This is a genomic window from Hyphomonas sp. BRH_c22 (assembly GCF_000961795.1).
Classification (GTDB): Bacteria; Pseudomonadota; Alphaproteobacteria; order Caulobacterales; family Hyphomonadaceae; genus Hyphomonas.
In genome coordinates this window covers 21,540-28,085 of the sequence record NZ_LADU01000037.1, presented here as the reverse complement: position 1 = coordinate 28,085, position 6,546 = coordinate 21,540, and the positions used below count along the sequence as shown (strand labels likewise).

General features: G+C 64.3%; 8 protein-coding genes. 5 read left to right on the top strand and 3 right to left on the bottom strand.

The window, feature by feature from the left end:
* Both VR74_RS05505 and rpmG read left to right on the top strand, forming a co-directional pair.
* The coding region (locus tag VR74_RS05505; RefSeq protein WP_045695066.1) for an NUDIX domain-containing protein at positions 1-500 on the top strand (500 nt) is incomplete at its 5' end.
* 86 nt (positions 501-586) lie between these two features.
* The gene (rpmG, locus tag VR74_RS05500) at positions 587-754 is read left to right on the top strand and encodes a 50S ribosomal protein L33 (protein ID WP_045695065.1); all 168 of its coding nucleotides are present in this window, start codon (positions 587-589) and stop codon (positions 752-754) included.
* A gap of 67 nt (positions 755-821) precedes the next feature.
* On the opposite strand, the gene VR74_RS05495 is transcribed toward rpmG, so the two are convergent.
* The 3 genes from VR74_RS05495 to VR74_RS05485 form a co-directional block, all read right to left on the bottom strand.
* Positions 822-2,048: an MFS transporter gene (locus VR74_RS05495; protein ID WP_045695063.1), complete on the bottom strand. Its 1,227-nt coding sequence runs from the start codon at positions 2,046-2,048 to the stop codon at positions 822-824.
* A gap of 61 nt (positions 2,049-2,109) precedes the next feature.
* Positions 2,110-3,477, bottom strand: a complete 1,368-nt coding sequence (locus VR74_RS05490; RefSeq protein ID WP_045695061.1) for a PleD family two-component system response regulator — start codon at positions 3,475-3,477, stop codon at positions 2,110-2,112.
* Positions 3,474-3,863 (bottom strand): response regulator, encoded by a 390-nt coding sequence (locus VR74_RS05485; protein WP_045695059.1) that lies wholly within the window; start codon positions 3,861-3,863, stop codon positions 3,474-3,476. The genes VR74_RS05490 and VR74_RS05485 overlap by 4 nt, the downstream gene beginning before the upstream one ends.
* 124 nt (positions 3,864-3,987) lie before the next feature.
* Between VR74_RS05485 and VR74_RS05480 the strand changes: the two genes are divergently transcribed.
* The 3 genes from VR74_RS05480 to VR74_RS20560 all read left to right on the top strand — a co-directional run bounded on the left by VR74_RS05480 (position 3,988) and on the right by VR74_RS20560 (position 6,534).
* Entirely contained in the window at positions 3,988-5,283 is a 1,296-nt protein-coding gene (locus tag VR74_RS05480; RefSeq protein WP_299949675.1) for a DNA polymerase IV, read from the top strand.
* Between the two features lie 66 nt (positions 5,284-5,349).
* Positions 5,350-5,811, top strand: a complete 462-nt coding sequence (locus tag VR74_RS05475; protein WP_045695057.1) for a RidA family protein — start codon at positions 5,350-5,352, stop codon at positions 5,809-5,811.
* Positions 5,812-5,817: 6 nt separating this feature from the next.
* Positions 5,818-6,534 (top strand): glycerophosphodiester phosphodiesterase family protein, encoded by a 717-nt coding sequence (locus tag VR74_RS20560; protein WP_299949674.1) that lies wholly within the window; start codon positions 5,818-5,820, stop codon positions 6,532-6,534.
* Positions 6,535-6,546: the final 12 nt, after the last annotated feature.

Here is a 6,546-nt window from a genome sequence, read left to right as displayed (position 1 = left end):
CCACGCTCACCCCCCTCGCCGCCCCCGTCGCCACCCAGCTCGCCATCGGCACCCGCCGCGCGCCCCATGCCTTCGCCCTGACCGCCATCCGCGAGACGTTCGAAGAGACCGGCCTGATCGTCGGCCGCGAGGCTGAAGCAACCGGCAAGCCGCCCCAGGGCTGGAGCCGCTATTACAGCGAGGGCGTGATGCCCTGCCTCCAGTCCTTCCAGTTCATCGGCCGCGCCATCACCCCGCCCTACCGGCCCAAGCGCTTTGATGCCCGCTTCTTCATGGCCGATGCTGAAGACGCCCTGATTGATACGCGTCCGCCCGTCGACGGCGCCGAACTGTCAGACCTGCAATGGGTCACGCTGGCAGATGCGCTGGACCTCGACCTGCCCTCCGTCACGCGCTTCATGCTGGGCGAGATCGGCGAGCGGCTGGACAGGCCGGACGCCCCGAAAGGCCCGCCTTTCCTGCGCTGGACCCGCAATGGCCACACGACCGACAGGCTTTAGCGCAGGAACACTGCTTGACTTCCCCGCCGGGCCCCGTCATTAAGCCGCTTTCCAGTTTCAGACGCTAGCACAAGCGAGCCAATCCCATGGCCAAACCAGCCACTATCAAGATCCGCCTCAACTCGACGGCCGACACCGGATTCTTCTACGTCACCAAGAAGAACCCGCGCACGAAGACTGAAAAGCTCGTGCTCAAGAAGTATGACCCCGTCATCCGCAAGCACGTCGAATTCAAGGAAGGCAAGATCAAGTAAGATCCTTGTTTTCCCATGTATTTTGCGAAGGCCCGCTTGCAAAAGCGGGCTTTTTGCATTTGCGGGCTCAGGTATCCGGATTGCCGTCATGCAGGTTGCGCGCCTTGCGGATGCCGGGGAACAGGGCCGCCCAGGCTGCGGCCACGCCCACGGCCGCATAGCCGCCCGCCACCACGGTGAACACGGCGCCCCACTTGGCCGCCATGAATCCCGCCCGGGCCTCGCCCAGCTCGTTCGACGCGCCCAGGAAGATCGAATTGACCGCATTGACCCGCCCGCGCACCTGGTCCGGCGTCCACAGCTGCAGCAGCACCTCGCGAATATACACCGACACCATGTCGAACGCCCCGACACAGACCAGCGCCAGGATCGACAGCCACGCCACGGTCGAATGCCCGAACACCACGGTCGACAGGCCAAACAGCGCCACGCAGACAAACAGGATGATCCCGGCATGGTCGCGGATCGGGAAGGCCGTGATCACCGCCGTCACGATCAGCGCGCCAATGCCCGGCGCCGCGCGCATCAGACCCAGCCCCGTCTCGCCCACCTGCAGGATGTCGCGCGCATAGACCGGCATCAGTGCCACCGCGCCGCCCAGCAGAACGGCGAACAGGTCCAGCGAGATCGCCCCCAGGACGACCTTCTGCTTCAGGACATAGGCAAACCCGCCCAGCACCATGCCAAGCGTCTTCGGCTCGCTCGACACGTTCTGCGGCGGCTTGGGGATCGAGAAGATCAGTGTGGCTGCCACGGCGAACAGAATCACCGCCGTGGAATAGGCGATCCAGGGCGCCAACCCATACAGCAGGCTGCCGACGACCGGCCCGATGATCGAGGCCATCTGCCAGGCAGATGCCGTCCATCCGACCGCATTGGCGAAGTCGGCCTTCGGTACGACATTCACGGCAAGGCTGGCCGAGGCCGGCGACAGGAAGGCCCGCGCAACGCCGAACAGGGTGAGGATCGCCAGCACCCAGACCGGGTGGAACTGCTGGGTCACCGCCAGGAACAGGATGCCCGCCGCACACGCCATCTCGACCAGGATCGACAGGCCCATCACGAGGCGCCGCCCGAACGCATCCGCCGCGAGGCCCGTCACGAAGACGAGCAGCAGGGCCGGCAGGAATTGCACCAGGCCGATCCAGCCAAGATAGACCGGGTTCTGCGTCTCGTCATAGATCTGCCAGGCGACAGACACTGAAACGATCTGTGCGGCAAAGGCGGTGAAGAAGCGGGACGTGAAATAGCGGCTGTAGGAAAGGTGCCTGAACGCGGCAAAGCGGTCTGTCATGTCCTGAAACCTGCGTCAGCCATTTGACGGCCCACCTGGGCTGCATCGTGGTTCAAGTCAATCAGGCGGCAATGCTTTCAACACGGTTCCGGCCCGCTGATTTGGCTTGGAACAGCGCCATGTCCGCCCGCTTGGTCAGGTCGGCCATCGTGTCCTGTTCGCCGGCAATCGTCGATACGCCCGCGCTCAGCGTAATCGAGATCTCGCGCCGTCCGCCGCTGACCTTGAACGGCTTGCTGGCCACCGCGCGGCGGATGCGTTCCCCGGCGGCGCAGGCAAGATCACCCGGCGTATCGGGCATGATCACGAGAAACTCCTCGCCGCCCGGACGGCAGACGACGTCCATCGGCCGCACATTCTCGCGCAGCCGACCGGCCACTTCGACCAGCACTTCGTCGCCCACATCATGGCCGTAAGTGTCGTTGACCGACTTGAAATGGTCGATGTCGCACATCAGGACCGAGACCGGCTTGCCGCCCATCACCGCGCGATGCATCAGCTGCTGCAGCTGGTTCACCATGTAGCGGCGATTGTACAATCCGGTCAGCTGGTCGATCACTGACAGTTCCAGGCCCCGGTCCACACGCTTGCGCAGCAGGTCGATGTAGCGCGACCGCCGCGCCTGGGTCCGCACCCGCGCCAGCAGTTCCTGCCGGTCGACCGGCGAAATGATCACGTCGCTCGCACCGATATCCAGGCCCTTGCCGGCCTTGGTCCGCTCGGACTGGTCGCAGACCAGGATGATCGAAATTGCCCGGGTCGCTTCGGTCATCTTGAAATGCGCGCAGAGTTTCAGCGGGTCGAAGGCTTGCGAAGAGAGCGACATGATCATGATGTCGACGCCCAGGTCTCCCAGATTTGACATGTCTCCCGCCTCAAGCAGCGTGGTCGCAACATGGCCGCCATCGCGCAGCATGTTGGCCATGCGCAGCGACGTGCGGGGATTGTCGTCGACGATGAACACGCGCGCCGGACGGTTGAGTTCCTCTTCACTGATGACGTCGACGGCCCCGGTCTTCAGGCCGTTTGCCTGGCGCTGGCGCAATTCGGAGGCAACGGCATTGTACCGCATCAGCGCGCCCATGCGGGACATCAGCGCGAAGTCATCCACCGGCTTGGTCAGGAAGTCTTCGGCGCCCACGTCCAGCCCGCGGATGCGATCCTCGGCATCGCTGAGCGCCGTCACCATCACGACGGGAATGAACGATGTGCGCGGGTCAGCTTTCAGCTTTGCGCATGTCTCATAGCCGTCCATGCCCGGCATCATCACATCGAGCAGGATGATTTCCGGCAGTTCGGCGCGGGCAACGTCCAGCGCCTGCTGGCCGTTCTCGGCATGCATGACGGTGAAATAGTGCGCTTCAAGCTTGGCTTGCAGCAGGCGGCGATTGGCTTCGATGTCGTCAACAACCAGGATGCGGGCACTCATGCCGGCTCCTTCGGCATCAGCGATTCGACCGCCTTGATGAAAGTCATGATCTGGATCGGCTTTGACAGGTAGCCTTCGCAACCGGCTTCACGCACGCGCTGTTCGTCGGCGCGCATCGCAAAGGCCGTCACGGCCAGAACCGGAATGTGCGCAACCTTGTCGTCATCCTTCAGCCAGCGCGTAATATCCAGGCCCGACACTTCCGGCAGCTGGATGTCCATGATGATGAGGTCAGGCAGCTCGCGCCGGGCAATCTCGACCGCCTTGGCGCCATCGCGGCACTGGTAGGTGTCAAATCCATAGGCATCGAGCAAGTCGCAAAAAAGGCGCATGTTGAGTTCGTTGTCCTCAACAACCAGCACTTTTCTGGTGCGCTTCTCCGCCATAAATCCCCGTAGCTGCTAATGATTCGGCTGAATCTTGATCGATCCGGTCCAGCTATACCTTAAATGCTTAACACCGCTTTACGTGGCGGCGTACACTTCATTGCCCTGAATCGCGGAACATGGCATGAACATTTCTGCCATGTATGCACTTTGCCGCGATTGCCTGCATCTGCAGCAAGGTGCTGCAGCCGCCTGTCCCAGCTGCGGACGGGGACGCCTCCTGTGCCATCCTGCCCTGAAACGGCTCAGCATTGCCCATCTCGACTGCGATGCCTTCTTCGCCGCCATCGAGAAGCGCGACGACCCGAGCCTGAAGGACAAGCCGGTCATCGTCGGCGGCGGCCAGCGCGGCGTCGTCTCCACCTGCTGCTACATTGCCCGCCTCTATGGCGTGCGCTCAGCCATGCCCATGTTCACCGCCCTCAAGCTCTGTCCTGACGCGGTCGTGGTCAGCTCGCACTTCGACAAGTATCGCGAAGCGGCCACCCTCATCCGCGAAAAGATGGACGCCCTCACGCCTCTGGTCCAGCCGGTCTCGATAGACGAAGCCTATATGGACCTCTCCGGCACCGAGACCACGCACCATGCCCCGCCGGCCGTCAGCCTTGCCCGCCTCGCCCGCGAGATCGAGCGCGATGTCGGCATCACTGTCTCCGTCGGCCTGTCCTCCAACAAGTTCCTCGCCAAGACGGCCAGCGAACTCGACAAGCCGCGCGGCTTCGCCGTCATCGCGCCGGAAGAGGCCGAGGCCCTGCTCGGCCCCAAACCGATCGACTTCCTGCACGGCGTCGGGCCGAAATTCGCCCAGAAACTCGCGCGCGACGGCTTCGAGACCGTGCACGACATCCAGAACACGGAACTCAAGGCCCTGATTGGCCGCTATGGCGAGACCGGCATGTGGCTGAAACAGCGCGCCCACGGCCTCGACAACCGCCCTGTGCGCAATGACGAGGAGCGCAAGTCCGTCTCCAGCGAGACCACGTTCCACACCGATCTCAGCGATCCCGCCGCGCTCGAGGACCAGCTCTGGCAGCTGTGCGTCAAGACGGCCGACCGTGCCAAGGCCGCCGGCGTCGTCGGCGTTGTCGTCACGCTGAAGCTGAAGACCAGCAATTTCCGCTCCCTCACCCGCCGCATCTCGCTGGCCGAGCCGACCCAGCTGGCCCAGGAGATGTTCCGCGCCGCACGGCCCCTGCTCGCCCGCGAAGCCAATGGCCGCGAACGCTTCCGCCTCATCGGCATCGGCCTGGCCAACCTGCAGGATCACCGTGCCGATTCCGCTGACCTGCTCGATCCCAGCATCGCCAAACGCGCCGCCGCCGAACGCGCGTCCGACGCGGCCCGCGCGAAATTCGGCAAGGATGCCGTTGTCACCGGGCGCGCCGCCCGCATCGCGAAGGCGCGCGAGAACGACACCTGAACTTGCCCCGTCCGGCGAGGTGCGGCATGCAGGGCGCACGCGACATTCACGAACCGGAGCCTGCCCATGTCCACACCTGAAAACCGCCTCGACGCGCTCGGCATCGAACTGCCCACGCCCATGGCCCCTGTTGCGAACTATGTGCCCTTCGTAATGACGGGAAACCTGCTGTTCGTGTCAGGCCAGGTCAGCGCCACGCCCACCGGCCGCATCAATGGCCGCCTCGGCGACGACATGGAACTCTCCGCCGGCCAGCATGCCGCCCGCCAGTGCGGCATCAACCTGATCGCCCAGTGCAAGGCCGCTGTCGGCGATCTCAGCCGCATCAAGCGCGTCGTGAAGCTCGGCGGCTTCGTCAATGCCGCCTCGCACTTCACCGACATTCCGCAGGTCATCAATGGCTGCTCTGACCTGATGGTAGAAGTCTTCGGCGATGCCGGGCGTCACGCGCGCTCGGCGGTTGCCTGTCCGGTCCTGCCCATGGGCGTCGCCGTTGAAGTCGATGGTGTGTTCGAAATCACAGGATAATCCGCCATGGCCCGCCACTTCGACCTGACGGCTTTCACCTATGCCCATCGCGGCCTCTGGTCCGCTGACGGCCACCCGGAAAACTCGCTGGCCGCGTTCAAGGCCGCCGCCGAAGCCGGCCTTGGCATCGAATACGATGTGCGCCGGTCAAAGTCCGGCGAGGTCATGGTGTTCCATGACCCGACCCTGGCCCGCATGACCGGGGTGGAAGGCAATTTCGCGGACCAGGACATGTCCCTCCTCGATTCGCTGCGCCTCGCCGGCACGAAGCAGCCGATCCCGACCCTCGACGCCCTGCTAGACATCTGGCCGACCTCGCTGCCTTTGTTGACGGAAATGAAGATTGACGGCGACACGGATCCCGAGGCGTTTGCCCGCCAGGTCGGCGATCACCTGACCCGCCATATCGGCCCGGCCGCCGCGATGAGCTTTTCCGAACCGGCCGTCGATGCCCTGCCCGAAGCCGTCATGCGCGGTCAGCTGATCCACCCCATCCATCGTACCAGCGAGGCCGAGTTCGACGCCAAACTAGCGCGCGCGGTGGACCGCAAGGTCGACTATCTCGCCATCAATGTCGCCGACGCCGAACGCGCCGCCGTCAGGCTTGCCGGCAGCCTGCCCTTCGTCGTGTGGACCGTGCGCACGATGGCAGATGTGCGCCGCATCCGCCTCCTGCACGGCGCGGTCATTTTCGAACATCTGCCCGTACCGCTGGCATCATGATGCCGCGCGCCC

Excerpts from the sequence above, each read along its gene's own strand:
- VR74_RS05475 (WP_045695057.1), top strand. The coding sequence starts at position 5,350 with ATGTCCACACCTGAAAACCGCCTCGACGCGCTCGGCATCGAACTGCCC.
- VR74_RS05480 (WP_299949675.1), top strand. The coding sequence starts at position 3,988 with ATGAACATTTCTGCCATGTATGCACTTTGCCGCGATTGCCTGCATCTG.
- VR74_RS05495 (WP_045695063.1), bottom strand. The coding sequence starts at position 2,048 with ATGACAGACCGCTTTGCCGCGTTCAGGCACCTTTCCTACAGCCGCTAT.
- VR74_RS05490 (WP_045695061.1), bottom strand. The coding sequence starts at position 3,477 with ATGAGTGCCCGCATCCTGGTTGTTGACGACATCGAAGCCAATCGCCGC.
- VR74_RS20560 (WP_299949674.1), top strand. The coding sequence starts at position 5,818 with ATGGCCCGCCACTTCGACCTGACGGCTTTCACCTATGCCCATCGCGGC.
- VR74_RS05485 (WP_045695059.1), bottom strand. The coding sequence starts at position 3,863 with ATGGCGGAGAAGCGCACCAGAAAAGTGCTGGTTGTTGAGGACAACGAA.
- rpmG (WP_045695065.1), top strand. The coding sequence starts at position 587 with ATGGCCAAACCAGCCACTATCAAGATCCGCCTCAACTCGACGGCCGAC.